The organism is Arenimonas terrae (assembly GCF_006265115.1).
Classification (GTDB): Bacteria; Pseudomonadota; Gammaproteobacteria; order Xanthomonadales; family Xanthomonadaceae; genus Arenimonas; species Arenimonas terrae.
This window is the reverse complement of the sequence record NZ_SMDR01000001.1, coordinates 1428713-1454440: the sequence shown is the minus strand read 5'-3', so window position 1 is coordinate 1454440 and position 25728 is coordinate 1428713. Positions and strand designations below refer to the sequence as shown.

Annotated in this window: 16 protein-coding genes; 10 read left to right on the top strand and 6 right to left on the bottom strand. The window is 69.9% G+C overall.

The genetic code is table 11. The features are described 5' to 3' along the window. Positions 1-2: 2 nt before the first annotated feature. A complete protein-coding gene (locus tag E1B00_RS06940; RefSeq protein ID WP_139446965.1) occupies positions 3-1637 on the bottom strand; it encodes a sensor histidine kinase in 1635 nt (544 codons plus the stop codon). A 142-nt stretch (positions 1638-1779) separates the two neighbouring features. Here E1B00_RS06940 and sucC point away from each other — a divergent pair, with 142 nt between their 5' ends. The 3 genes from sucC (at position 1780) to E1B00_RS06925 (ending at position 5573) form a co-directional block, all read left to right on the top strand. Beyond that, on the top strand, positions 1780-2940 hold the full coding sequence (sucC, locus tag E1B00_RS06935; RefSeq protein WP_139446963.1) for an ADP-forming succinate--CoA ligase subunit beta: 1161 nt from the start codon (positions 1780-1782) through the stop codon (positions 2938-2940). Positions 2941-2960: 20 nt separating this feature from the next. Beyond that, positions 2961-3842 (top strand): succinate--CoA ligase subunit alpha, encoded by an 882-nt coding sequence (gene sucD / locus E1B00_RS06930; RefSeq protein WP_139446961.1) that lies wholly within the window; start codon positions 2961-2963, stop codon positions 3840-3842. Positions 3843-3938: 96 nt separating this feature from the next. Further along, positions 3939-5573 carry an NAD+ synthase gene (locus tag E1B00_RS06925; protein ID WP_139446959.1) on the top strand — a complete coding sequence of 545 codons (1635 nt, stop codon included), beginning with the start codon at positions 3939-3941 and terminating at the stop codon, positions 5571-5573. Positions 5574-5625: 52 nt separating this feature from the next. On the opposite strand, the gene E1B00_RS06920 is transcribed toward E1B00_RS06925, so the two are convergent. Further along, positions 5626-6459: an outer membrane protein assembly factor BamD gene (locus E1B00_RS06920; RefSeq protein ID WP_139446956.1), complete on the bottom strand. Its 834-nt coding sequence runs from the start codon at positions 6457-6459 to the stop codon at positions 5626-5628. 117 nt (positions 6460-6576) lie between these two features. On the opposite strand from E1B00_RS06920, the gene rluD reads away from it, so the two are divergent. The 5 genes from rluD to E1B00_RS06895 all read left to right on the top strand — a co-directional run bounded on the left by rluD (position 6577) and on the right by E1B00_RS06895 (position 14409). Further along, positions 6577-7575, top strand: coding sequence for a 23S rRNA pseudouridine(1911/1915/1917) synthase RluD (rluD, locus tag E1B00_RS06915; protein ID WP_139446954.1), 999 nt, complete (start codon positions 6577-6579; stop codon positions 7573-7575). A gap of 5 nt (positions 7576-7580) precedes the next feature. After that, positions 7581-8336, top strand: coding sequence for a peptidoglycan editing factor PgeF (gene pgeF / locus E1B00_RS06910; protein ID WP_139446952.1), 756 nt, complete (start codon positions 7581-7583; stop codon positions 8334-8336). Next, a complete protein-coding gene (locus E1B00_RS06905) occupies positions 8327-9922 on the top strand; it encodes a SulP family inorganic anion transporter (RefSeq protein ID WP_176693179.1) in 1596 nt (531 codons plus the stop codon). Before pgeF ends, E1B00_RS06905 begins: the two co-directional genes overlap by 10 nt. A gap of 157 nt (positions 9923-10079) precedes the next feature. After that, entirely contained in the window at positions 10080-12662 is a 2583-nt protein-coding gene (gene clpB, locus E1B00_RS06900) for an ATP-dependent chaperone ClpB (protein WP_139446948.1), read from the top strand. Positions 12663-12756: 94 nt separating this feature from the next. Then, on the top strand, positions 12757-14409 hold the full coding sequence (locus tag E1B00_RS06895; RefSeq protein WP_139446946.1) for an FAD-binding domain-containing protein: 1653 nt from the start codon (positions 12757-12759) through the stop codon (positions 14407-14409). On the opposite strand, the gene E1B00_RS06890 is transcribed toward E1B00_RS06895, so the two are convergent. Together E1B00_RS06890 and ybaL are read right to left on the bottom strand one after the other, a co-directional pair. Further along, positions 14387-16762: a TonB-dependent receptor plug domain-containing protein gene (locus tag E1B00_RS06890; protein ID WP_139446944.1), complete on the bottom strand. Its 2376-nt coding sequence runs from the start codon at positions 16760-16762 to the stop codon at positions 14387-14389. The genes E1B00_RS06895 and E1B00_RS06890 overlap by 23 nt on opposite strands. Positions 16763-16868: 106 nt before the next feature. Beyond that, positions 16869-18554, bottom strand: a complete 1686-nt coding sequence (gene ybaL, locus E1B00_RS06885; RefSeq protein ID WP_139446942.1) for a YbaL family putative K(+) efflux transporter — start codon at positions 18552-18554, stop codon at positions 16869-16871. 128 nt (positions 18555-18682) lie between these two features. Here ybaL and E1B00_RS06880 point away from each other — a divergent pair, with 128 nt between their 5' ends. Continuing rightward, positions 18683-20563 carry an ABC-F family ATP-binding cassette domain-containing protein gene (locus E1B00_RS06880; RefSeq protein ID WP_176693141.1) on the top strand — a complete coding sequence of 627 codons (1881 nt, stop codon included), beginning with the start codon at positions 18683-18685 and terminating at the stop codon, positions 20561-20563. Positions 20564-20625: 62 nt separating this feature from the next. Continuing rightward, on the top strand, positions 20626-22173 hold the full coding sequence (locus tag E1B00_RS06875; RefSeq protein ID WP_139446940.1) for a sodium:solute symporter family transporter: 1548 nt from the start codon (positions 20626-20628) through the stop codon (positions 22171-22173). Here E1B00_RS06875 and ggpS read toward each other — a convergent pair. Together ggpS and E1B00_RS06865 are read right to left on the bottom strand one after the other, a co-directional pair. Continuing rightward, positions 22080-24461: a glucosylglycerol-phosphate synthase gene (gene ggpS / locus E1B00_RS06870; protein ID WP_246048504.1), complete on the bottom strand. Its 2382-nt coding sequence runs from the start codon at positions 24459-24461 to the stop codon at positions 22080-22082. The genes E1B00_RS06875 and ggpS overlap by 94 nt on opposite strands. Continuing rightward, positions 24458-25693 carry an MFS transporter gene (locus E1B00_RS06865; protein WP_139447763.1) on the bottom strand — a complete coding sequence of 412 codons (1236 nt, stop codon included), beginning with the start codon at positions 25691-25693 and terminating at the stop codon, positions 24458-24460. The genes ggpS and E1B00_RS06865 overlap by 4 nt, the downstream gene beginning before the upstream one ends. Positions 25694-25728 lie beyond the last annotated feature (35 nt).

Here is a 25728-nt window from a genome sequence, read left to right as displayed (position 1 = left end):
TCTCAGGCCAGATTGAGCCGGCCGGAGGACGTGTCGTCCTGCATCAGGGTCATGCCCGGCGGCATCACGATCCGGAAGCAGCTGCCGCCCCCGGGCACCGGCTGGTAGGTCAGGGTGCACTGGTTGGCTTCGCAGAGCTGCTGGGCGATGTACAGCCCCAGGCCGGTGCCGTGTTCGCTGGTCGTATAGAACGGAGTGAAAATCCGCTCCGCCACGCCCGGCGGGATGCCGGGGCCGCGGTCCAGCACGTTGATCTCCGGCGGGGCCCCGGGCGGACCGCTGCGCACGGCGACGGTCACCTTGGCCGGCTCGCCGGGCATGCGGCCGTAGGTCAGGGCGTTCTGGACCAGGATGGTCAGGACCTGGTGCAGGTGCCGGGGGTCGGCCATGGCCAGGGTGCTGCGTTCGGCCACCGACTGCAGGATGTCGGTCTCCAGCGGATGGCTGGCGCGGTATTCGTCGACAAAACGGCGGGCGAATTGGCCGATGTCCACGGTTTCCGGCTGGGAACGCTCGCGCCGGGCCAGGCCCAGGATGTCCTGGACGATGCCGTTCATGCGCTGGCACTGGGTGTGGATGATCTCGAGCAGGCGGCGGTCGGCCTCGGGCAGCTCGGTCGCCTCCTCGAGCAGCTGCACGGAATAGTTGATGGCGGCGAGCGGGTTGCGGATCTCGTGGGCGATGCTGGCGGAGAGCCGGCCGAGGGTGGCCAGGGTCAGTTCCTCCGCGCGGTCGGAGTAGATGCGGCTGTCGTCCAGGAAGATCAGGTAGAGGTTGTCGGTCAGGCTGAGCGAAACGAAGCGCGGCAGCACCTCGGGCGCGCCTTCGGCCAGTGTCATGGGCCGCGGGATCTCGCTGCGGCCGCTGCGCCAGCGGCCCAGCGCCTTGTGCAGCTCGCCGGCGACGTCCGCCAGCTGCTTGCGGTCCGGCGAGGGTTTGCCCAGCAGGGCCCACGCGGCCTCGTTGCAGACGCGGACCTGGTGGTCGCCGTCCACCACCAGGATGCCGGTGCGCATGCGCCGGATCACCAGTTCGTTGATCTCGGCCTGGTTGGCCAGCTCCTCGCCGCGCTTCTCGGCCAGCGCCTGCGACTCGGTGACCTGCCGGCTGAGCAGCTCGCACAGCACGGCCGTCGCCAGGTAGGTGACGCTGAACATCACCGACTCGGCCATCGGCCGGGCATTGAGCGGGTCGACGGTGCGGTGGTAGAGGCTGTCGGCCAGGACGATGATCGCGGCGGCCGAAGCAAAGCCCAGGCCCGCACGCTGCGGCAGGATCAGCGCGCCGGCGCCGACGTTGAACAGCATCAGCAGGGCGATGCCGCCCTGGCTGCCGGTGGTCGTGCTCAGCGTGCCGGCGACGATCAGCAGGTCCAGGCCCAGGCCGATCGCCGCCTGGTGCGGGGCCGGCATCTGGCTGCGGTAGCTGGCGACCAGCAGGGCGACGGAGGCCGCCATGTAGAGCACGACCAGCGTCTGCAGCATCGCCGGCTCGCGGATCGTCAGCAGCATTTCGCCGGCCGGGCTGAAGGCCACCAGGCCCAGCAGCGCGGCCTCCAGGACCCGGTAAAGGGTGAAGAAGTACAGCTCGCGCCGCTGCGGGGACGATGCCTGCGATTTGCGGGGAGTGGGCGCCATGGCGGGAAGTATGCCACCGGCCCGGGCCCGCCCCGGTCCCGGGTGGCCCGCCCGCCGCGGGAACTGGTGATTTTGCCTTTGCCGGGGGGGTCGGCGACAATACCGGCCCTCGCTCGCGCCCCTTCCCCACACAGGTAGCCGCATGAACTTCCACGAATACCAGGCGAAGCAGCTGTTCGCCGACTACGGCATCGCCGTCCCGGCCGGGCGCGTCGCCCGCACTCCCGAAGAGGCCGTGGATGCGGCCAAGGCCATCGGCGGCGACTTCTGGGTCGTCAAGGCGCAGATCCATGCCGGCGGCCGCGGCAAGGCCGGCGGCGTCAAGCTGGCCAAGACCCTGGACCAGGTGCGCGAGTACGCCAAGGCCATGCTGGGCACCAAGATGACGACCTACCAGACGGCCGGCGTCGCCCTGCCCGTGGATTCGGTGCTGGTGACCCAGGCCACCGACATCGCCAAGGAACTCTACCTGTCGGTGCTCGTGGACCGCGGCAGCAAGTCCATCACCTTCATCGCCTCCAGCGACGGCGGTGTCGAGATCGAGAAGACCGCGGTCGAGAACCCGGACGCGATCAAGACCCTGAACGTCAACTTCGTGCAGGGCCTGCAGGCCTACCAGTGCCGCGAACTCGGTTTCGCGCTGGGCCTCAACGCCAAGCAGGTCACCCAGCTGAGCAAGATCATGCTGGGCCTGTACAAGCTGTTCAACGAGAAGGACCTGGCCCTGGTCGAACTCAACCCGCTGGCGATCCTGACCTCGGGCGACCTGGCCGTGCTCGACGGCAAGATCAACTCCGACGACAACGCCACCTTCCGCCACCCGGAACTGGCCGCGATGCGCGACGTGCGCCAGGAAGACGAGACCGAGCTGCTGGCCAGCAAGTACGACCTGAACTACGTGACCATGGACGGCAACATCGGCTGCATGGTCAACGGCGCCGGCCTGGCCATGTCCACGATGGACGTGATCGCGCTCAACGGCGGTTCGCCGGCCAACTTCCTGGACGTCGGCGGCGGCGCCACCAAGGAACGCGTGACCGAGGCCTTCAAGCTGATCCTGTCGTCGGACAAGGTGCGGGCGATCTTCGTCAACATCTTCGGCGGCATCGTGCGCTGCGACATGATCGCCGAAGGCATCATCGCCGCGGTCAAGGAAGTGGACGTCAAGGTGCCCGTGATCGTGCGCCTGGAAGGCACCAACGTCGAGAAGGGCAAGGAGATCCTCAAGAACTCCGGCCTGGCCATCCAGGCCGCCGACGACATCAACGACGGCGCCAAGAAGGCCGTCGCGGCCGCTGCCTGAAAACCTGGGACAAAGCACACATGAGCGTTTTGATCGACAAGAACACCAAGGTCATCGTCCAGGGCTTCACCGGCCAGCAGGGCACCTTCCACGCCGAACAGATGGTCGAGTACGGCACCAAGGTCGTCGGCGGCGTGACCCCGGGCAAGGGCGGCACCACCCACATCGGCCTGCCGGTGTTCAACACCGTGCGCGAAGCCGTCGACGAGACCGGCGCCGATGCGTCCGTGATCTACGTGCCGCCGCCGTTCGCGGCAGACGCGATCCTTGAAGCGGCCGACGCCGGCATCCGCGTCATCGTCTGCATCACCGAGGGCATCCCGGTGCTGGACATGCTGCGCGTCAAGAACACGCTGATGGGCTACGACGACGTCGTGCTGATCGGCCCGAACTGCCCGGGCGTCATCACCCCGGGCCAGTGCAAGATCGGCATCATGCCGGGCCACATCCACATGCCCGGCAAGGTCGGCATCGTGTCGCGCTCGGGCACCCTGACCTATGAAGCGGTGAAGCAGACCACCGACGCCGGCCTCGGCCAGTCGACCTGCATCGGCATCGGCGGCGACCCGATCAACGGCACCAACTTCATCGACGCGCTCAAGCTCTTCCAGGACGACCCGCAGACCGAGGCCATCATCATGGTCGGCGAGATCGGCGGCAGCGCCGAGGAAGAGGCGGCCGAGTTCATCGCCGAATACGTCACCAAGCCCGTGGTCGGCTTCATTGCCGGCGCGTCGGCCCCGGCCGGCAAGCGCATGGGCCACGCCGGCGCCATCGCCTCGGGCGGCAAGGGCACCGCGGCCGGCAAGTTCGCCGCGCTCGAGAAGGCCGGCGTCACCACGGTGAAGTCGCCCGGCGACCTGGGCGCCGCGGTGGCGGCCCGTCTGGCGGCGAAGAAGTAAGATTGCGTCACCGCACCGACCCGAAGGGCCGCCTAGTGCGGCCCTTCGTCGTTCTGGCCACCTGCCGGCAAACGCCGGCCTGCTAGCGGAGTCCCGATGTCACGAATCCTGCGAATCGCCCTGGCCCAGTTCGACTTCCCGGTGGGTGCGGTGGAGTCGAACGCGCGCCGGATCGCGGCGATGATCGCCGACGCCCGCGACGTGCACGGCGCCGGCCTGGTGCTGTTTCCCGAGCTCGCGATCTCCGGCTACCCGCCCGAGGACCTGCTGCTGCGCCCGGCCTTCCTGGCCGCCTGCGAACGCGCCATCGCCGAAGTCGCTGCCGCCTGCACCGGGGGCATCACCGCGGTGGTCGGCTGGCCGCAGGCCGCGGGCGCGGTGGTGTACAACGCCGCCAGCGTGCTGCGCGACGGCCGGATCGAGCAGACCTACCGCAAGCGCGAACTGCCCAACTACGCCGTGTTCGACGAGCGCCGCTACTTCGCCGTCGATCCCGACGGCGGCGCCTGCACCTTCGAGGTGCATGGCGTCCAGGTCGGCCTGGTGATCTGCGAGGACCTGTGGTTCGCCGAGCCGCTGGCCGACACCGCCGCGCGGGGCGCCGAGCTGGTCGTGGTGCCCAACGCCTCGCCCTTCGAGAGCGACAAGACCGCCCAGCGCGACGCGCTGCTGGCCCAGCGCGTGCAGGAGACCGGCGTCGCGCTGGCCTATCTCAACGTGGTCGGCGGCCAGGACGAGCTGGTGTTCGACGGCGCCTCGGTGCTGGCCGATGGCGACGGCGGCGTGCACCCGGCCGCACGCGCCTTCGAGGACCACTGGCTGGTCGCCGATTTTGATGCCGGCACGCGCCGGTTCACCCCCGTGCGCTGGCCGGCGGAGGAGGACGAGGGACGCGAATCCCTGGCCTACCGCGCCATCGTGCGCGGCATCCGCGACTACTGCGGCAAGAACGGCTTCGACCGCGTCTGGCTGGGGCTTTCGGGCGGCATCGACTCGGGCCTGGTGCTGGCCCTGGCGGTCGATGCGCTCGGCGCGCGCAACGTCGCCGCGGTGCGCCTGCCGTCGCGTTTCACCAGCGACCTGAGCAACGACCTGGCCGACGAACAGGCGCGCCTGCTAGGGGTGAGGCTCGAGACCGTGGCCATCGAGGCCCCGTTCACCGGCTTCCTTTCGGCGCTGGGACCGCTGTTCGACGGCCTGCCGTCGGGCATCGCCGAGGAGAACCTGCAGTCGCGCAGCCGCGGCGCGCTGATGATGGCGCTGAGCAACCGCTTCGGCGGCCTGCTGCTGACCACCGGCAACAAGAGCGAATACGCGGTGGGCTACGCCACCATCTATGGCGACATGTGCGGCGGTTTCGCGCCGATCAAGGACCTTTACAAGACCGAGGTGCAGGCGCTGTGCCGTTGGCGCAACGCCCGCTCGCCGGCGATCCCCGAGCAAGTGATCACGCGCCCGCCCTCGGCCGAGCTGCGCGAGAACCAGACCGACCAGGACTCGCTGCCGCCCTACGAGACGCTGGACGGCATCCTGTCGCGGCACGTGGACCAGGAGCAGTCGCTGGCCGAGATCGTCGGCGCCGGCTTCGACCGGGGCATCGTCGAGCGCGTGCTCAAGCTGGTGCGCATCAGCGAATGGAAGCGGCGCCAGGCCGCTCCGGGCCCCAAGCTCTCGCGCCGCGCCTTCGGCCGCGAGCGGCGCTACCCGATCACGTCGGGCTGGCGCGACTGAAAACAAAAACGCCGCCCGGAGGCGGCGTTTTCCCCTGCCGGCCGTCGCCGGATCAGTCAAACGGATTGAGGCGGCTGAAGAAGCCCGTGCCCTTGGGCCAGGCGCCACCGTCCAGGTATTCGTGGTCCGGGTAGTTCAGCTCCAGCACCTTGCGGGCGTCGGCCGCCAGCTGCTCCTGGCCCAGTTCGGTGTAGGCCGCGGCCATCAGGGCCACCGCGTCGCCGTCGTACTCGCTCTGCGGATAGGTCTGCAGCACGTACTTGCCGCGGTTGGCGGCGGCGACGAAGGCATCGCGGCGCAGGTAGTACAGGCCGACGTTGAGCTCGTGGCGGGCCAGCAGGTTGCGCAGGTAGATCATGCGCTGGCGGGCGTCCGGGGCGTAGCGGCTGTTCGGGTAGCGGCGCACCACGTCGGCGAAGTCGTTCAGGCTCTGGGTCGGGGCGCCCAGGTCGCGGGCCGACATGTCCTGGCGCGCCAGGCGCAGCAGCAGGCCCGAGGCGCGGTCGAAGTTGATCAGCGCCTTGAGGTAGTAGGCGTAGTCGATGTGACGGTGCGTCGGGTAGGTGCGGATGAAGCGGTTGATCGCCGAGGTCGCTTCCTCGGTCTTGGCCTGCTTGTGGAGCACGTACGCCAGCTCCAGCTGGGCCTGCTCGCTGTAGGCGCCATACGGGAAGCGGGCGGCGAGGCGCTGGTAATAGCGGGCGGCGCGGTCGTAGTTGTGGCCGTCCATCGACCCCTTGGCCTCACGGTACATCTCCTCCACCGGCAGGGTCTCGGTGGGTTCTTCCTTGCCGCCGAACAGCTTGCCCAGGCTCTGGCAGCCGCTCAGGCCGGTCAGCAGCATGAGGATCAGTAGGACGCGGAACGTTCCGGGCAGTCGGGTCATCAGGATGGCAGGTCAGGGCGCTGGAGGCAGCGAGTTCGGGGATAATACCGGAAAGCCCGGTGTCGCCTCCATGAACGGGGCCCGGTCCGCCCCCGGTCCCACGAGATGCCCGCCCCCATGTCCCAGTCCCCCATCCACGACGCCGACGACAGCGAACGCGAGCTGCTGGAAGCCAGCATCCCCCTGAACGCCGCCGGCCGCCGTTTCGACCAGGTGCTGGCCGAACTGTTCCCGGATTTCTCCCGGTCCCGCCTGACCGAATGGATCAAGTCCGGCGACGCCCTGCTCGGTGGCCGGGTGGTCAAACCCAAGGAAGCCGTGCGCGGCGGCGAGGCCGTGGCCCTGTCGGTGAAGATGGAGATCGAGACCGACGCGCAGGCCGAGGACATCCCGCTGGACATCCTCTTCCAGGACGAAGACGTGCTGGTGGTGAACAAGCCGGCCGGCCTGGTCGTGCACCCCGGTGCCGGCAATCCGCGCGGCACGATGGTCAACGCCCTGCTGCATTTCGACCCGCGCCTGGCCGAGCTGCCGCGCGCCGGCATCGTGCACCGCCTGGACAAGGACACGTCCGGCCTGATGGTGGTCGCGCGCACGCTGCGCGCCCATACCTCCCTGGTCGAACAGCTGTCGGGCCGCGAGGTCCATCGCCAATACCTGGCGGTGGTGCAGGGCACGATGGTCGCCGGCACCACCATCAACGCCCCGATCGGCCGGCACCCGACGGACCGCGTGCGCATGGCCGTGGTGAAGGAAGGCGGCGGCCGCGATGCCATCACCCACTACCGCGTGCGCGAGAAGTTCCGCGCCCACACCCTGGTCGAGTGCCGCCTGGAAACCGGCCGCACCCACCAGATCCGCGTGCACATGGCGCATGTGCGCCACCAGATCGTCGGCGACCCGCTCTACGGCGGCGCCTTCCGGCTGCCCAAGGCCGCGACCGAGGAACTGGCCGCGCGCCTGCACGGCTTCCGCCGCCAGGCCCTGCACGCGGAGAAACTGACCTTCAGGCACCCCGCCACCGGCGAGCCGGTCGCCTGCGAGGCACCGCTGCCCGACGACATGCAGGGCCTGCTGCTCGACCTGCGCGCCGACACGGCCGCCGCCAAGAAATAGCGCCCATGGCGACGCCGGCCTGGTTCGAAGCCGACTGGCCCGCGCCGCCGGGCGTGCGTGCGCTGACCACGCTGCGCACGGGCGAGGGCGTTTCGCCGCCGCCGTTCGACCGCTTCAACCTCGGCCTGCGCTGCGGCGACGATCCGGTGCTGGCGCAGCGCAACCGCGCCCGCCTGGCCGACTGGCTGGCCCTGCCGTCGCCGCCGCACTGGCTGCAGCAGGTGCACGGCACCGGGGTCCTGCGTTTCGACGCCGCGCCCGCGCCGGGCGGCGACGAGCCCGAGGCCGACGCCGCGGTGACGTCGGCGCCCGGCGTCGTGCTGGCGATCCTGACCGCGGACTGCCTGCCGGTGGTGTTCGCGGCCCGCGACGGCAGCGAAGTCGCGGCGGCGCACGCCGGCTGGCGCGGCCTGGCGGCGGGCGTGCTCGAAGCCACCGTCGCGGCGATGCGCACGCCGCCGGCGCGCCTGGCCGCATGGCTCGGGCCGGCGGCCGGGCCGCAGGCCTATGAAATCGGCGCCGAAGTCCGCGAGGCCTTCCTCGCCCGCGATGCCGCGGCGGCCGCGGCCTTCGCACCGACCCGGCCTGGGCACTGGCGCGTCGACCTGTACGCACTGGCGCGGCGGCGGCTGGCCGCGGCCGGCGTGTCCGGGGTCCATGGCGGCGGCCTGTGCACGATCTCCGACCCGGCGCGCTTCTTCTCCCATCGTCGCGACGGCCGCAGCGGCCGGCTCGCTACCCTTGCCTGGATATCGCCTTGAACCGCACGCCGCGCCGCCGACTGCCCTGGATCGCCGCCGGCGACCTCAACGGATTTTTCGGCCTGGTGGTCGACAACCTGTCCATCCTCGGCTTCCTGTCTGCGGCCCTGATCGGGCTGTTCGGCTTCCCGGCCGATGTGGTGTTCCAGAAGATGTTCCCGGGAACGGCGCTGGGCGTGCTGGTCGGCAACCTGATCTACACCGCGATGGCGCGCCGGCTGGCGCGGCGCAGTGGCCGCGACGACGTCACCGCGATGCCGCTGGGCCTGGACGCCCCGACCAGCATCGGCCTGGCCCTGCTGGTGCTCGGCCCGGCCTATGCCGGCCTGCGCGCCGAGGGCCTGGCCGAATACGAGGCCGCCATCGCCACCTGGCAGCTGGGCATGGCCGCCATGATCGTGATGGGCCTGTTCAAGTTCGTGCTCTCCTTCGCCGGCGCGCAGGTGCAGCGCTGGGTGCCGCGCGCGGGCCTGCTCGGTTCCATCGCCGGCATCGCGCTGATGCTGATGGGCTTCCTGCCCCTGGTCGAGGCGCTGAAGGTGCCGGTGGTCGGCTTCGTCACGCTGGGCCTGCTGCTGTACGCGCTGGTCGCGCGCGGCCCGCTGCCGGGGCGCCTGCCGGGCGTGCTGTTCGCCTTCCTGGTCGGCACGGCGCTTTATTACGGACTCGGCGCCGCCGGCCTGTCGCCGGGTTTCGCCTGGCCCACCGGCCTGAGCGCGCAGCCGGCGCTGCCGTGGCCGACGCTGGGCTTCATCGAGGGCCTGCCGCGGGTCGTGCCCTATCTGCCGCTCGTGCTGCCCTTCGGCCTGCTGATGGTGGTCGGCGGCATCAACGTGACCGAAAGCGCGCGCGCCGCCGGCGACGACTACCGCACCCGCGACATCCTGCTTACCGAGGCCGTCTCCACCCTGGTCGCCGGCCTGTGCGGCGGCGTCGCGCAGACCACGCCCTACATCGGCCAGCCCGCCTACAAGCGCATGGGCGCGCGCAGCGGCTACACCCTGCTGACCGGCTTGTTCATCGGCCTGGGCGGCATGCTCGGCCTGGTCTCGGGCCTGGTGGAGCTGCTGCCGCTGGCGGTGCTCGCGCCGATCATCGTCTTCGTCGCGCTCGACATCACCGTGCAGGCGTTCCAGGCCACGCCGCCGAAACATGCACCGGCCGTGGCCCTGGCCTTCTTCCCGCCGATCGCCTACCTGCTGGCGATCAAGCTGGGCAATCCGGGCATCGTGCCGGCGGAGCGGTTCGCGGAACTTTTCGCGGCGCCGGGGCATGGCCTGCCGGAGCTGGCGGTGATCGTGATGTTGGGCAATGGCTTCATCATCACCTCGATGCTGTGGGCGACGGCGCTGGCGGCGATGATCGACCACCGTCCGCGGGCCGCCGCCGGCGCGCTGGGGGTCGGTGCGCTGTTCGCGGCCTTCGGCGTGATCCATTCGGTGCGGCCCGACGGTGGCCTGACGGCGCCCTGGCAGCTCGACGACGCAGCGCTGGCCATGGCCGCGCAGTTCACCGGCGCCTATCTGGTGCTGGCAGCGATGCTGTGGCTGCTTTCGCTGCAGCGCGGGGTGGCGGCGAAGTCCTGACTTCCAGCAGGCCGGCCGCCCGCGCTCAAGGCCTGTCCGGACCAGACCTGCGGCCGCGCAGCCGCTGCCGGCCGAGGCTTGAATTCGCGACGGCGGGGCGCCATTTCCCGGGTATTCGGGCCGCAATGCGCCGCCCCTCGCCTCGAAGGTGACCCCCATGCGGATGGACAAACTGACCTCGCGCTTCCAGCAGGCCCTGGGCGACGCCCAGTCGCTGGCGATCGGACGCGACCACAACCTGATCGAACCGGCGCACCTGCTGGTCGCCCTGCTCGACCAGCAGGGCGGCAGCACGCGCCCGCTGCTGGCCCAGGCCGGCGTCAACGCCGCGGCGCTGCGCCAGCGCCTGGGCGAAGCCTTGGACAAGTTGCCGAAAGTGTCCGGCCAGGCCGGCGAGATCTCGGTCGGCAACGACCTGGCGCGCCTGCTGAACGTCTGCGACAAGCTGGCCCAGCAGCGCGGCGATGCCTTCATCGCCAGCGAACTGTTCGTGCTGGCCTGCCTCGACGACAAGGGCCCCGCCGGTCAGGCGCTGAAGGCGGCCGGCGCGCAGAAGGCGGCGATCGAGCAGGCCATCGAGGCGCTGCGCGGTGGAGAAAAGGTTGCCGACGCGAATGCGGAAGAGAACCGGCAGGCGCTGGAGAAGTACACGATCGACCTGACTGCGCGCGCCGAGAGCGGAAAGCTCGACCCCGTCATCGGCCGCGACGAGGAGATCCGCCGCACCATCCAGGTTCTGCAGCGGCGCACCAAGAACAACCCGGTGCTGATCGGCGAACCCGGCGTCGGCAAGACCGCGATCGTCGAAGGCCTGGCCCAGCGCATCATCAACGGCGAAGTGCCCGAGGGCCTGCGTGGCCGGCGCGTGCTGTCGCTCGACATGGGCGCGCTGATCGCCGGCGCCAAGTACCGCGGCGAGTTCGAGGAGCGGCTCAAGGGCGTGCTCAGCGACCTGTCCAAGCAGGAAGGGCAGGTGATCCTGTTCATCGACGAGCTGCACACCATGGTCGGCGCCGGCAAGGCCGAAGGCTCGATGGATGCCGGCAACATGCTCAAGCCGGCGCTGGCGCGCGGCGAGCTGCACTGCATCGGCGCCACCACGCTGGACGAATACCGCAAGTACGTCGAGAAGGACGCCGCGCTGGAGCGCCGCTTCCAGAAAGTGTTCGTCGGCGAACCCTCGGTCGAGGACACCATCGCCATCCTGCGCGGCCTGAAGGAACGTTACGCCGTGCACCACGGCGTCGAGATCACCGACCCGGCGATCGTCGCCGCGGCCACGCTTTCGCACCGTTACATCGCCGACCGCCAGCTGCCCGACAAGGCCATCGACCTGATGGACGAGGCGGCGTCGCGCATCCGCATGGAGATCGATTCCAAGCCCGAAGAGATGGACCGCAAGGAGCGCCGCCTGATCCAGCTCAAGATCCAGCGCGAGGCGCTGAAGAAGGAGAAGGACGCCGAATCGAAGCAGCGCCTGGCCGATCTCGAGACCGAGATCGGTACGCTCGAGCGCGACTTCAACGACCTCGAGGAAATCTGGAAGGCCGAGAAGGCCACGCTGACCGGCGCCACGAAGATCAAGGAACAGATCGAGCAGGCGCGGCAGGAGCTGGAGTCGGCGCACCGCCGCCAGGACTTCGCCAAGGCCAGCGAACTTCAGTACGGGCGCCTGCCCGAGCTGGAGAAGCAGCTCGCCGCCGCCCAGGAAGTCGAGAGCAAGGGCTTCCAGCTGCTGCAGGACAAGGTCACCGCCGAAGAGATCGCCGAAGTGGTCGCGCGCTGGACCGGCATCCCGGTCAGCAAGATGCTCGAGGGCGAGCGCGAGAAGCTGCTGAAGATGGAACAGGCGCTGCACCAGCGCGTGGTCGGCCAGCAGGAGGCGGTGAAGGCCGTGTCCGACGCGATCCGCCGCAGCCGCGCCGGCCTGTCCGATCCCGACCGGCCGAACGGTTCGTTCCTGTTCCTGGGCCCGACCGGCGTCGGCAAGACCGAGCTGTGCAAGGCCCTGGCCGGCTTCCTGTTCGATACCGAGGACGCGATGGTGCGCATCGACATGAGCGAGTTCATGGAGAAACACTCCGTGGCCCGCCTCATCGGCGCGCCCCCGGGTTATGTCGGTTACGAGGAGGGCGGCTATCTGACCGAAGCCGTGCGCCGCCGGCCCTACAGCGTGCTGCTGCTCGACGAGGTCGAGAAGGCGCACCCGGACGTGTTCAACATCCTGCTGCAGGTGCTTGACGACGGCCGCCTCACCGACGGCCAGGGCCGCACGGTGGACTTCCGCAACACCGTCATCGTGATGACCTCGAACCTCGGCAGCCAGCAGATCCAGGAGCTGAGCGGCGAGGGCGACGCGGCCTACGTGCAGATGAAGGCCGAGGTGATGGGCGTGGTGCAGGCGCATTTCCGCCCGGAGTTCATCAACCGGCTCGACGAGATCGTCGTGTTCCACCCGCTGGGACGCGAGCAGATCCAGGCCATCGCCCGCATCCAGACGGCCTACCTGTCCAGGCGTCTGGCCGAACGCCAGATCCGCTTCGAGATCGACGACAGCGCGCTGGCCCTGCTGGGCAACGTCGGCTTCGATCCGGTCTACGGCGCCCGGCCGCTCAAGCGCGCGATCCAGCAACAGTTGGAGAACCCGCTGGCGCAGAAGATCCTGTCCGGAGAGTTCGGCCAGGGCGATACGGTGCGGGTGACCGCCGAGGGCGGCACCCTGGCCTTCGTTCGCGGCTGATCGCATCGCCGGCAGCCCCGCGAAACGGGGTTGACCGGCAAACGGCTTCGACGCTCCCACAAGGGGTTCACAGCGTGGCGGGCAGGCTGTCGCGATGCCCGTCCAACTTGTCTGGTTCAAGCGCGACCTGCGCACGCACGACCATGCGCCGCTGTGCGCGGCGGCCGCGCGCGGGCCGGTGCTGCCGCTGTACGTGGCCGAGCCCGATTATTGGGGGCTGCCCGACGCCAGCGGCCGGCAATGGGCGGCCACCGCCGAGGCGCTGCGGGAGCTGCGCGGGGACCTCGCCCGCCTGGGCCAGCCGCTGGTGCTGCGCACCGGTGACGTGGTCGACGCGCTCGAGCAGCTGTATCTCCAGCACGGCCTCGCCGGGCTGTGGTCGCACGAGGAAACCGGCAACGGCTGGGCCTATGCGCGCGACCGCCGTGTCGCCGCCTGGGCCCGCGACCGCGGCATCCCCTGGCACGAGGCGCCGAGCGGCGGCGTGCAGCGGCGCCAGCGCAGCCGCAACGGCTGGGCCGCGGAATGGGAGCGGAGAATGGCGCCGGCACCGCTGGCCGAACCCGCGCTCGCGCCGCTGAGCGGCCTGGACCTCGGCGCACTTCCCTCCGCCTCGTCGCTTGGCGTCGCCGCGGATCCCTGTCCCGGTCGCCAGCACGGCGGCCGGCGGCGCGGTGAACGTGCGCTGCATTCCTTCCTGGCCGGCCGCGGCGACGGCTATATGCGCGGCATGAGCAGCCCGCTCAGCGCCGAGACCCGCTGTTCCCGGTTCTCGGTCGCGCTGGCGACCGGCGCGCTGTCGCTGCGCGAAGTAGTGCATGCGGTTCGCGGCGCGCGCGGCGAGGGCGGCCCCGTGCCGGCGCGCGACCTGGCTTCGCTCGAGAAGCGGCTGCACTGGCACTGCCACTTCATCCAGAAACTCGAGAGCGAACCGGAGATCGAGTTCCGCAACGTGCACCGCGGCTTCGACGGCCTGCGCGAAGCGGACTTCAACCGGGAATGGTTCGGCGCCTGGCAGCGCGGGGAAACCGGCTGGCCGTTCGTGGACGCGTGCCTGCGCTCGCTGCAGCAGACCGGTTGGCTCAACTTCCGGATGCGGGCGATGCTGGTGTCGATCAGCAGCTACCACCTGTGGCTGCACTGGCCGGAACCGGCCCGCCAGCTGGCGCGATGGTTCACCGACTACGAACCCGGCATCCACTACCCGCAGGTGCAGATGCAGGCCGGCGTCACCGGCATCAACATCCCGCGCATGTACAACCCGGTGAAGCAGTCGCAGGACCAGGATCCCCGGGGCGAATTCATCCGACGCTGGCTGCCCGAACTGGCCGGCGTGCCGGATGACTGGATCCACACGCCCTGGCGAATGGGCGCCGCCCAGCAGCGCCGGGCCGGCTTGCGCATCGGTGCAAGCTATCCCGCGCCGGTCCGCGACCACGAGCAGGCCGCGCGCGAGGCCCGGATGCGACTCACGGCCTGGAAACGGTCCTATGTCGAACGCGAGGAAAGCCGGCGCGTGTTCGAGAAACACGGCAGCCGCGCCAGGCCGCCGGCGCGCGGGCGCCGCCCTGCGGCCAAGGACCAAGCCCCCCGTGCCGCCGCCGGCAGGCGCGCCGCAGGGCGAATTGTTCTGAGCAGGCGCGCACACGACGGGTGGCAGGCGCCCGGAACGCAGCGGGCCCGGAAACCCGGGCCCGCCCCGCCAGCTCATCGCAACGCTCGCGTCACCACTGGTAGCCGACGTTGAAGTACAGGTAGGAGCCGTTGAACCCGAAGGGCGCGCTGCCGCTGTAGGGCAGCTGGCCGAAGGTCGAGTTCGCGAACAGCACCTCGTCCGGGTAGTTGTCGAACACGTTGTCGCCGCCCAGGGTGAACTTCCACTGGTCCAGCGTGTAGGCGATCGACAGGTCGAGCGTCCACTCGGCGCTGAAGGTCTGGTCGCGGCTCGGGTCGGCGTTGAGCACGGTGATCTCGCCGTAGCGCGTGCTGGTGGCGCCGAACTCGAAGTCGCCGACCTGCCACAGGCCGCCGATCTGCAGCTTGTCGCGCGGCGCGCCGACCTCGAAGCGGCCAAGCTCGACGCGGCCGAAACGCACCGCCGTCGGGTCGATCAGGCTCAGCGCCGGCGGGTTGGGCGCGATGCGGTCGATCTCGGTCTTGTTGAGGTTCAGGCCCACGGTCAGATCGAAGGCGCCGTTGGCCAGGTCCCAGCGGTAGGTGCCGATGATGTCGAGGCCGCGGGTGGTGGTGTCGATGGCATTGGTGAAGTAGCGGCCGCCGCCGACGCCGGGGAATCCGTTGGCGTTGAGGTAGTCGCGCACCGCGGTGCTGGTGAGGTTCTCGGACAGCGTGATGCGGTCCTCCACCTCGATCTGGTAGGCGTCGATGGTGATGTAGAGCGCCTCCGCCGGCTGCAGCACCAGGCCGACGCTGAAGTTTGTCGATTCCTCCGCGCGCAGCGGCTCGGCGCCCAGGGCGATGGCCGCCGGGTTGTTGACCCGGAACGTGACGATGTCGAATGGCACGCCGCCGATGAAGTTGGTGGCCGTGGACTGGAAGTACTGCTGCTGCAGCGACGGCGCCCGGAAGCCCGTGGAGGCGGTGGCGCGCAGCGCGACCGCGTCGGAGAAGGCGTAGCGCGAGGACAGCTTCCAGTTGGTGCTGGTGCCGAAATCGCTGTAGTCCTCGTAGCGCGCCGCGAAGCCCATGCTGAACTTCTCGGTCAGATCGCCCTCCAGGCCGGCGTAGACCGAGACGTTGTGGCGGTCGAACTCGCCGCCGTCGCTGGGCTTGAAGCCCGGGAACACCTGGGCGCCGGGCAGCGCGGCGAACGGACCGAGCGCGTAGGAATCGGGTTCGCCCGGCGACTGGGTGAAGCGGTCCTCGCGGTACTCCGCGCCGTAGGAGAAGGTCACCGGATAGTCCAGGCCCCAGTCCAGCGGCGTGCTGAGGTCGACGTTGAGCACGTCCTGCTCGATTTCGAGCGCGCCGGCGTAGAACTCGGTCGGCGAGGTCGGGCCGAGGCTGCGGTTGAGCGTGTTGAGGATGTCGAAGCTCAGCTCGTTGGAGCCGTGCGTGTAGCTGATGTCGATGCGGGTGCCGCCGGCGGTGGTGGCCTTGAAGCCGATGCCGCCGTGGTAGTCGGTGGAGACGTTGTTGATCTGCGGCAGGAAGCCGTCCGGATAGATCGCGGGGATGTTGCGGGCGTCGCCGGCGGGCCGGAAGAAGCCGTTCGAGAGCGCGTCGCGTTCGGTGTAGATGCCGGTGGCGTAGAGCGCCTTGTCCTCGCCCAGCGGCAGCTCGGCGTTGACGGTCAGCGAGTGGTAGTCCACTTCCGGATCGCCGTAGCGCTGCACCACCCGGCCCAGCGGGGCGGAGGTGGGTGTCGGCGTGCCGATGAAGGGGCGGGCGCGGTCGGTCTGGTCCTGGTGCCCGGCCTGCGCGGCGAGGTGCAGGAAACCGTCGCCGAGCGAGAAGCCGGCGTCGGCGCCGAGCTGGTACTGCTGGCCGTCGCCAGCGCTGTACTGGCCCGCGCGTGCGGCGACGCTGCCGCCGGAATCCTTGCCCTTGAGCACGATGTTGATCACGCCGGCGATGGCGTCCGAGCCGTACTGGGCCGAAGCGCCGTCGCGCAGCACCTCCACCCGCTCGATCGCCGCGATCGGGATCGAGTTCAGGTCCACCGGCGACGAGCTGCGGCCCTGCGAGCCGTTGACGTTCACCAGGGCGCCGGAGTGGTAGCGCTTGCCGTTCACCAGCACCAGCACGTGGTCGGGCGACAGGCCGCGGATCTGCGCGGGCCGCACGGTGTCGGTGCCGTCGTTGATCGCCGGGCGCGGGAAGTTCAGCGAGGGCAGGGCGCGCGAGAGCGCGGTCGCCAGTTCGATGGTGCCGGTGGCCTGCAGGGCTTCACCGGTCAGGATGTCGATCGGGGCCAGCGACTCGGCCACGGTGCGGTCCTGCACGCGGGTGCCGGTGACGATGACCGAATCGAGCACGGTGGTGCCGTCATCCGGGGTGTCCTCGGCGGGGGCCTGCGCCAGCAGGGGCGGGCTGGCCAGGGCGGCGAACAGGGCGAGGGCGAGCGGGCTGGGGCGCATACCGGGATCTCCTGCGGTGGGGGGCAGGATTTGTCTACCACGGTTGCCCCGCGTCGGCTACATCAGGGCCGGTTATCAGCAGATAGCCGGCCCGCGTGAAGACGGCTCAGGCCGGGCGGGGCTTGCGGAAGGGCGGGGCCGACAGCGCCATCTCGGCCATGCTGTGCGCGAGCTCCTTCTCGGCCAGCACCGCGCCGTCGGCGCCGTGGGCCAGCAGGTGTTTGACTTCGCGGTCGCTGTGCGCGCGCGCCAGGATGGTCAGCCCGGGATTGAGTGTGCGCAGGCGGGCGATCACCTCGCCGGCCTCCAGCGCCTGCGGGATCGCCAGCACCACCAGCTTGGCGCCGGCCGGCGAGGCTTCGTCCATCACGCGGTGCGCGGCGGCGTTGCCGCGGATCGCCGGGTAGCCGGCCCCGCGTGCCTTCTGCACCAGGTCCATGTCGTCGTCGATCACGATCAGCGGCACTTCGCGTTCGCGCAGCAGCTTGGCGATCTCGCCGCCGACCCGGCCATAGCCGATCAGGATGGCGTGACCTTCGGTGGGCAGGGCGGGGCCGTCGATGGGTTCGGGCGTCGGCGCCTTGGGCGCTTCCGCGCCCTTGGCCTGGCGGGCTTCCCACTGGTCGAGCACCGCGAAGATCAGCGGATTGGCGATGATCGACAGCAGGGCGCCGGCCAGCACCAGGTCGCGGCCGTCCTCGGGCAGGATCGCCAGCGACACGCCCAGGCCGGCGAGGATGAAGGAGAACTCGCCGATCTGCGCCAGGCTGGCCGAGATCGTCAGCGCCGTGCTGTTGGGGTGGCCGAAGGCGCGCACGATCAGGAAGGCCGCCAGCGATTTGCCGACCGTGATGATCAGGAAGGTGGCGACCACCGGCAGCGGCTGCTCGACCAGGATCATCGGGTCGAACAGCATGCCGACCGAAACGAAGAACAGCACCGCGAAGGCGTCGCGCAGCGGCAGCGAATCCGACGCCGCCTTGTGGCTCAGGTCGCCGTTGAGCAGCATGCCGGCGAAAAACGCGCCCAGCGCGAACGACACGCCGAACAGCTTGGCCGAGCCGAAAGCCACGCCCAGTGCGATCGCCAGCACCGCCAGGGTGAACAGCTCGCGCGAGCCGGTGCCGGCGATGCGCTCGAGCAGCCAGGGGATGGCGCGCCGGCCGACCACCATCATCAGGGTGACGAAGGCGGCGACCTTGAGCAGGGTCAGGCCCAGCGAGCCGGCGATCGAGCCGGCGGCCGGGGTCCCGTCGCCGGCCGTGCCCATCGATTCGGCCAGCGCCGGCAGCAGCACCAGGGCCACCACCATCACCAGGTCTTCGACGATCAGCCAGCCGACGGCGATTTTGCCGCGCCGCGTCTCGAGCAGGCGACGGTCCTCCATCGCCCGCAGCAGCACCACGGTGCTGGCCACCGACAGCGCCAGCCCGAACACCAGGCCCTGCAGGGTCGGCCAGCCCATGAACCAGGCCAGGGCCCAGCCCAGCACCGTGGCCGCCGCGATCTGGACGATGGCGCCCGGGATGGCGATGGTCTTGACCTCGAGCAGGTCCTCCACCGAGAAGTGCAGCCCCACGCCGAACATCAGCAGGATCACGCCGATCTCCGACAGCTCCATCGCCAGCTCGGGGTCGGCCACGAAGCCCGGGGTGAAGGGCCCCACCAGGATGCCCGCCAGCAGGTACCCCACGATCGGCGACAGCCGCAACCGGTGCGCCAGGGCACCGAGGATGAAGGCCAGGACCAGGCCGACGGCGAGCAGGGCGATCAGGGGGGTGTGATGGGGCATCGGGTCTCCTAAGGTTGTCCCGATTATCGCGGCCGACGCGCGCCAGGGGCAAACCGGGGCGGGGCGGCGGTCCCGGCCTGCTAGAATGCGCGCCTTCGCCGGTTTCCCGCGCCTTTCCCGCCCCGCCCATGATCGCTTTCCGCAACTTCGCCCTGCGCCGCGGCGAACGCCTGCTGCTGTCCCAGGTCGACCTGAGCCTGCACGCCGGCTGGCGCGTGGGCGTGATCGGCCGCAACGGCTGCGGCAAGTCCAGCCTGTTCGCGACCATCCTGGGCGAACACGACGCCGACATGGGCGACATCGACCTGCCGGGCAAGGTGCGCATCGCCAGCGTCTCGCAGGAAACGCCGTCGCTGCCGGATGCGGCCATCGACTTCGTGCTTTCCGGCGACACCGAACTGCACGAGGTGATGCAGGCCGAAGCGAAGGCGATGGAAGCCGAGGACTGGGACGGCGTCGCCGCCGCGCACCAGCGCCTGGCCGAGATCAACGGCTACGACGGCACCGCGCGCGCCGGCAAGCTGCTGCACGGCCTGGGCTTCCCGGCGGAAACGCACAACACGCCAGTGTCGGATTTTTCCGGCGGCTGGCGCGTGCGTCTGAACCTGGCCCGGGCGCTGATGATGCCCTCGGACCTGATGCTGCTCGACGAACCGACCAACCACCTCGACCTCGACGCCGTGCTCTGGCTCGAGCAGTGGCTGCTCAAGTACCCGGGCACCCTGCTGATGATCTCGCACGACCGCGAGTTCCTCGACGGCCTGAGCACGCACACGCTGCACCTGCACGAAGGCCGCGCCAAGCTCTACGCCGGCGACTACACCAGCTTCGAGCGCCAGCGCGCCGAGCACCTGCGCCAGCAGCAGATCGCGCACGACAAGGAGCAGGCCGAGCGCGCCCACCTGCAGAGCTTCATCGACCGATTCAAGGCCCAGGCCAGCAAGGCCCGCCAGGCCCAGAGCCGCATGAAGCGCCTGGCCAAGCTCACCGGCACCGAGGCCGTGCGCGCCGAGCGCAGCTTCCGCATCGCCTTCGCCGAGCCGCCGAAGCTGCCGCACTCGCTGATCCGGCTGAACCACGTCGATGCGGGTTACCGCGGCGACGCCGGCGACGTGAAGATCCTGCACGACGTTGGTTTCGGCCTCGAGGCCGGCGACCGCATCGGCCTGCTCGGCCCGAACGGCGCCGGCAAGTCGACGCTGGTGAAGACGCTGGTCGGCGAACTGCCGCTGCTGAGCGGCGAGCGCGTGGCGCACCCGGACCTGCGCATCGGCTATTTCGCCCAGCACACCGTCGAGAGTCTGCACGAGGGCCAGAGCCCGCTGTGGCACCTCAAGGAGCTGGCGCCCAACGCCGGCGAACAGCAGCTGCGCAACTTCCTGGGCCGCTGGAACTTCGTCGGCGACCGCGCCTTCGAAAGCGTGGACGGCTTCTCCGGCGGCGAACGCGCGCGCCTGGCCCTGGCCCTGATCGCCTTCCTCGAGCCGAACGTGCTGCTGCTCGACGAACCGACCAACCACCTCGACTTGGACATGCGCGAGGCCCTGGCCGAGGCGCTGAGCGACTTCCCGGGCGCGATCGTGCTGGTCTCGCACGACCGCCACCTGATCGGCCTGGTCTGCGAAAGCTTCTGGCGCGTGGCCGACGGCAAGGTCGAGGAGTTCAACGGCGACCTGGACGAATACGCCGCCTGGCTGCGCAGCCGCAACAACGAGCCCAAGGCCGCCAAGCCGGCCGCCGCCGCCAAGCCGGCGCCGGCGCCCAGGCCGGTGCGGTCGAAGCAGGAAACCGACGCCGCGGCCAAGCGCCTCAAGCAGGTCGAGGCGCGCATCGCCACGCTGCAGGCCGAACTCGGCCAGATCGAGTCCCAGCTGGCCGATCCGGCGATCTACGGCAACGACGGCGGCATCGAGATCGCGCAGCTGGCGCAACGCCAGGGCGAACTGGCGGCCGAGAAGGACCGGCTGGAAGCCGAATGGCTCGAGCTCTACGAGGCCGTCGGCGCCTGAAAGCTTGAAGCGACGGGGGAAAGCATGTTTCCCTGTCCGCAGGTCGAACCCCACCGAGGGCCATGGGAGCGCTGCACACGCTCGATTACCTGGTGCTGGCGGTCTACTTCACGATCGTCATCGCCGTCTGCGTACGGGTCACCCGGCGCAGCCCGGACAGCGACGAGCTGTTCCTGGCCGGGCGCACGCTCGGTGCCGGCGTGGTCGGGCTGTCGCTGTTCGCGTCCAACATCTCCTCCACCACGCTGATCGGCCTGCCGGGCGCGGCCTGGTCTTCCGGCATCGCGGTGGCGAACTACGAATGGATGGCGGCGCTGGTGCTGCTGTTCACCGCCTGGTTCGTCGCGCCCGTGCTGATCGGCAACCGGCTGACCACGATCCCCGAGTTGCTGGAACGGCGCTACGACGGCCGCCTGCGCAAGTACCTATCGGCGGTATCCGTGTTCCTGTCCATCGTGCTCGACACCGCCGGCAGCCTGTACGCCGGCGCGGTGGTGCTGCAGGTGTTCTTCCCGCAGCTGCCGCTGGGCGGCATCGTGGCCGCGCTGGCGGTGTTCGCCGGCATGTACACGGCGGCTGGCGGGCTGCGCGCCGTGGTCTATACCGACGTGCTGCAGTCGCTGGTGCTGCTGGCCGGCTCGCTGGCGCTGGCGGTGCTGGTGTTCGCGGAGTTCGATTTCTCCTGGCAGGCCGCGACGGCGGCCATGCCCGAGGGCCACCTGTCGCTGATGCGTCCGCTGGACGACCCGGACCTGCCCTGGCTGGGCACGCTGATCGGCCTGCCGATCCTTGGGTTCTACTACTGGACGATGAACCAGTACGTGTCGCAGCGCCTGCTCGGTGCGCGCGACCTGCGCGCGGCCGGCGGCGGCGCCCTTATCGCGGCGGCGTTGAAGCTGCTGCCGCTGTTCCTGATGGTGCTGCCGGGCGCGATGGCGGTGTCGCTGCTGCCGGACCTGCAGCGCGGCGACGAGGTCTTCCCGCGCCTGCTGGCCGAATACGCGCCCGCGGGCCTGGCCGGTCTGGTGCTGGCGGGCCTGCTGGCGGCGATCATGTCCAGCGTGGATTCGGCCCTGAATTCGGCCTCGACGCTGATCACGGTGGACTTCGTGCAGCCGCGCCGGCCCGACCTGGACACGCGCGCACTGGCGCGGCTCGGGCGGGGGCTGACCCTGGGCCTGATGGCCCTGGCGGCGCTGTGGGCGCCGATGATCGACCGCTTCTCGGGCCTGTTCTCCTATCTGCAGCAGGCCTTCGCCTACGTCACGCCGCCGCTGGTGGCGGTGTTCGTGCTGGCGCTGTGGAGCCGGCGCATCACGGCCGGGGCGGCGCTGCGGGCCGCGCTGTGCGGCCACGCCGTCAGCGCGGCCTGGTTCCTGGCCACCCAGCTGGGCTGGCTGCACCTGCACTTCAGCATCGTCGCCGGCCTGCTGTTCGCGATCACGCTGGCGTTGGCCTGGGCCTGGCAGGCGGTGCTGGGCGGGCGACCGGGCGCCGCCCGACTGGCCGGCGTGGATCAGTCGGTGCTGCCGGCGCTGCCGCGCGCACTGCGCGTGGGTGCGATCGGAGTGGCGTTGGCGACGCTGGGCGTAGTGTGGGTTTTCTGGTGACCGACGCTGCCGGCCACCGCCGCCAGGAAATCCCGGCCCCAGCGGTCCACATCGTGTTCCTCGACGATGCCGTAGAGTTGCCGTAGCCGGCCCTCCGCCTCGTCCGGATGCATGGCCAGCGCCTGCGCCAGTGCTGCGGTGAGATCGGCCGGATCGTGCGGGTTGGTCAGCAGTGCGCCCTTGAGCTCGGCGGCAGCGCCAGCAAATTCCGAAAGCACCAGCACGCCGTGTCCGCCTTCGATGCCCTGGGTGGCGACGAATTCCTTGGCCACCAGGTTCAGGCCGTCGCGCAGCGGCGTGATCCACATGACGTCGGCGGCGGCATAGTGCGCCACCACTTCCTCGAATGGCAGCGGCCGGGCGAAAAAACGCACCGGCGTCCAGTCCAGGCGCGAATGCCTGCCGTTTAGGCGCCCGACTGCCTGCTCGATCTGGGTCTGCAGTTGGAGGTAGATGGTCATCTCCTTGGCGGCCGGCACGCAGATCACCACCAGTGTGACCTTTCCCTGCAGCTGTGGCTGGGCCTCGAGCAGCCTATCGAAGGCTTCGAGCTTTTCCAGCGTCCCCTTGGTGTAGTCCAGGCGTTCGATCGACAGCACCAGCTTTCGCGGGCTGATCTCGCGGCGGAGCTTCTCCAGTCCGGTGCGTACCCCGGGCTGGGCAAGCACCGAGCGGATCCGGCCCAGGTCGGTGCCGACCGGATGCGCGCCGAGGCCGATCTCGCGGCCGTGGATGCGCAGGCGCGTGGTCATGGTATCGAGCCCCACCGCGCAGCCGTAAGTGAGAAAGCGGGGCGCGCAGGATTCGCGTGCCAACACCTCGGTAGGCATCGCGCCGCGAACCACGTCGACGAAGTTCTCGACCTGGCGCGGGATATGGAATCCGATGTAGTCGCAGCTGAGCAGGCTGCCCAGGATCTCCCGTCGCCAGGGCACGACGTTGAAGATGTCGGCGGAAGGGAAATAGGTGTGGTGGAAGAAGGCGATCTTGAGGTCAGGGCGAAGCTCGCGCAGGCGGCCGGGCACCATCCAAAGGTTGTAGTCGTGCAGCCAGACGGTGGCGCCGGGCGCGGCTTCGGCGGCGGCGGCTTCGGCGAAACGCCGGTTCACGCGCAGGAAGATCTTCCAGTCCTCTTCGCGGAAGCGCGCGCGCTCCCAGAAGGTGTGCAGCATCGGCCAGAAGGCTTCCTTCGAGAACCGCTTGTAGAACGCGTCCACCTCGAACTTGCTCAGCGGTACGCGAACGGCGGTGAGCTGCGGGTACTGCTCCGCGTCCACCGCGGTGTGGGTTTCGAACCCCCCCTGCTCGCCGTCGTCGATGCTCCAGGCGACCCAGGAGCCTGACTGGCCCTTGCCGAAGAAGCTGAGCAGGCTGGGGATGATGCCGTTGGGCGACCGCGGGCGGCGACGGACCATCACGCCGCCTTCGATGGCTTCTTCATAGGGTAGGCGGTGGTAGACCATCACCAGGCCTGCCTCGCCAGGGCGCGCTGCCGGGCCGGGCGCGGGCAGCGACGTGTCGCCGGCGAGAAGGTCGAAATGTTCGATCGCTTCAAGGATGCCGCCGCAGCCCGGCGCCTCGGCGTGCAGCACGTGGTCGAGCGTGCGGGTGGCCGCCAGCAGCGCCGGTTCGGACTCGCCGACGCAGACGCCGCGGAAGCCGGCTTCGTACATGGACAGGTCGTTGAGCGTGTCGCCGGCGACCAAGAAACAATCGTGGGGTAGCCGAAGCTGGGCGGCCAGCGCGGCCAGCGTCCGACCCTTGTCGGTCCGCGGCGGCAATATGTCGAGATAGCGGTCGGCGGAATAGAGCACCGAACAGCCGAGCTCGCGCGCCGCGCGCTCGATACCGGCGCGTTGCGGCGCCAGCGCCGCGGGTTCACAGAAGTAGGAGCAGCGGCGCTCCTGCGGAACGTCCTGGCGCTGCAGGCCATCGAATTCCCGCATGGCGTCGGCGACCGCCCGTTCGCCCGGCCAGCGGGCGTCGATCGCCGACTGGAGAGGCTGCAACGGCTGCAGGCTGCGGCCATCGACGACGGTCGCGCCGACGTCGCAGATCAGATAGTCCGGTCGCGGCAGCGCGGGGTCGGAAAGCAGCGGAATCACGGCTTCGAGCCCGCGGCCGGTGATCCAGGCCAGGCGTATCTGCGGGTGCTCGTCCACCAGTCGGTAGAGGCGCTGGCGCGCCTCGGAGTCGCCCGCCAGGAAGGTGCCGTCCAGGTCCGTGGCCAGGATCAGGCGGGGAAAATCGTCACGTTCAACAGTCAGCGTTGTTTTCTGGGTGCTCAAGCGTCTTCCTTGCGGGGCGGATCGGATTCGGTTTCGGCTAGCAGTTCAAGTGCGCCCGGCGTGGTCCGCAGCATCGGGTGGAACTGCGACCGATGCAGGCGTATGCGACGGTGCGCCGACAGCCTCAGCAGCAGGTAGAGCGTCAGCAAGCCGAGTACACAGGCGAAATACAGGGGCAGCGCCGAGGGCCCGAGCCGGCTCATGGCCTGGCCGGCCAATGCCGGGCCGAGCGTCGCGCCGATTCCGTGCACCAACAGCAGGCTGCTGCAGCCAGCCAGCAGATCGTCGGCAGGCAGTGTGTCGAGCATGTGAGCCACGCTCATCGGGTAGATCGAGAACGCCAGGCCGCCGTAGGCGAAGAATGCCGCGAACAGCACGCCCGGCGACCAGGTCACGACGGAGCCGGCGAACAGGGCCAAGCTCGCCGCCAGCGCACACGCCAGGGCCAGGCCGATGCGTCGGTCCACGCGGTCGGACAGGCGGCCCAGAGGCCACTGCAGTAAGGCACCACCCATGATGGTGGCGACCATGAACCAGGCGATGCCGCTGCGGTCCAGCCCCAGTTGCCCGGCATAGGTCGGCCCCAGGCCCCAGAATGCGCCCATCGCCAGCCCGGACAAGCCGGCGCTGGCCGTGGCCGCCGGTGCGGTGCGGTAGAGCCGGCTCAGGCCCAGTCGCGGGGTCGGCGGAAAGCTGGGCTGCGCGAGTCGGGTCAGCGTTACCGGCAACGCCGCGGCACAGACCAAGATCGCGACCAGGCTGAAGAGGGCGAAGCCGCGGTCGACACCGAAGCCCAGCAGCAGTTGACCCCCGGCCAGCGCTGTCAGGTTGACGGCCATGTATATCGCGAAGATCCGGCTGCGATACTGACGATCGGGCTGGGCGTTTAGCCAGCTCTCGATCACCGTATATAGCCCGACCAGGGCGGCGCCGGTCAGCAGGCGCAGGCCAAACCACGCCCAAGGGTCGACCCACAGCGGATGCACCAGCACAGCGATCGCGCACAGGCCGGTGTAGAAAGCGAAAGCGCGGACATGGCCGATCCGGCGGATCAGTGGCGGGGCGGCATAAGTACCCAGGAAGAAGCCGGCGAAGTAGCCGGACATCACCAGGCCCAGGGTCTGTTCGTCGAACCCCTCCAGCCCGCCGCGCACGGCCAGCAGGGTTCCCAGGAGGCCGCTGCCCGCGAGGAGCAGCGCCACGCCCGCCAGCAGAGCGGTCAGGGGCAGCACCACGGCGATCATCAGAAATCCCGATTCTTGCAGGC

Bases quoted from the DNA above. Each gene is read 5' to 3' on its own strand.
- E1B00_RS06920 (WP_139446956.1), bottom strand. From the start codon at position 6,459: ATGACCCGACTGCCCGGAACGTTCCGCGTCCTACTGATCCTCATGCTG.
- pgeF (WP_139446952.1), top strand. From the start codon at position 7,581: ATGGCGACGCCGGCCTGGTTCGAAGCCGACTGGCCCGCGCCGCCGGGC.
- E1B00_RS06890 (WP_139446944.1), bottom strand. From the start codon at position 16,762: ATGCGCCCCAGCCCGCTCGCCCTCGCCCTGTTCGCCGCCCTGGCCAGC.
- ybaL (WP_139446942.1), bottom strand. From the start codon at position 18,554: ATGCCCCATCACACCCCCCTGATCGCCCTGCTCGCCGTCGGCCTGGTC.
- E1B00_RS06895 (WP_139446946.1), top strand. From the start codon at position 12,757: ATGCCCGTCCAACTTGTCTGGTTCAAGCGCGACCTGCGCACGCACGAC.
- E1B00_RS06875 (WP_139446940.1), top strand. From the start codon at position 20,626: ATGGGAGCGCTGCACACGCTCGATTACCTGGTGCTGGCGGTCTACTTC.
- E1B00_RS06925 (WP_139446959.1), top strand. From the start codon at position 3,939: ATGTCACGAATCCTGCGAATCGCCCTGGCCCAGTTCGACTTCCCGGTG.
- rluD (WP_139446954.1), top strand. From the start codon at position 6,577: ATGTCCCAGTCCCCCATCCACGACGCCGACGACAGCGAACGCGAGCTG.
- clpB (WP_139446948.1), top strand. From the start codon at position 10,080: ATGCGGATGGACAAACTGACCTCGCGCTTCCAGCAGGCCCTGGGCGAC.
- E1B00_RS06940 (WP_139446965.1), bottom strand. From the start codon at position 1,637: ATGGCGCCCACTCCCCGCAAATCGCAGGCATCGTCCCCGCAGCGGCGC.
- E1B00_RS06880 (WP_176693141.1), top strand. From the start codon at position 18,683: ATGATCGCTTTCCGCAACTTCGCCCTGCGCCGCGGCGAACGCCTGCTG.
- sucC (WP_139446963.1), top strand. From the start codon at position 1,780: ATGAACTTCCACGAATACCAGGCGAAGCAGCTGTTCGCCGACTACGGC.
- sucD (WP_139446961.1), top strand. From the start codon at position 2,961: ATGAGCGTTTTGATCGACAAGAACACCAAGGTCATCGTCCAGGGCTTC.